Genomic DNA, 500 nt, shown 5'->3' on the forward strand with positions numbered 1-500 from the left:
TTATTTACCTTACCTGCTGATTGCAAGGTTTACCCAGGGCATGGTGGACCCACTTCTATTGGTTTTGAAAAAGAGAATAATCCATTTTTCTAAATAGTAAATTAAAGTTTTGAATACGGCCTTTTATATTGCACGCAGGTATCTTTTTGCAAAAAAATCTACCAATGCCATTAACATTATTTCCACAATCTCACTTGCGGGTGTATTTGTGGGCAGTGCAGCGTTGTTAATTATCCTTTCGGTTTTTAATGGCTTTGAAGAGGTGGTTTTAAAAATGTATAATACTTTTACACCGGAACTCGTTATTGCACCGGCAACAGGAAAAACCTTTGATCCAGGGGTTGCGAATTTACAAAATTTAAAGAATGACAAGCGGATATATTCATTTACAGAGGTTCTTTCTGAAAATGCTTTACTGCGGTATAAAGACAGGCAATCGGTTGGTTTGATTAAAGGTGTAAGCGACGCTTATCTAAAAAACCCAAATCTGGATACCATTG

Annotated in this window: 1 pseudogene; it reads left to right on the forward strand. The window is 36.6% G+C overall.

The features are described from left to right. Positions 1–109: 109 nt before the first annotated feature. Positions 110–500, forward strand: a pseudogene (locus DBR11_RS30440) (ABC transporter permease); the annotation flags it as partial.

Origin of the sequence: Pedobacter sp. HMWF019, assembly GCF_003061025.1 — a bacterium.
In the GTDB taxonomy this organism is placed as follows: domain Bacteria; phylum Bacteroidota; class Bacteroidia; order Sphingobacteriales; family Sphingobacteriaceae; genus Pedobacter.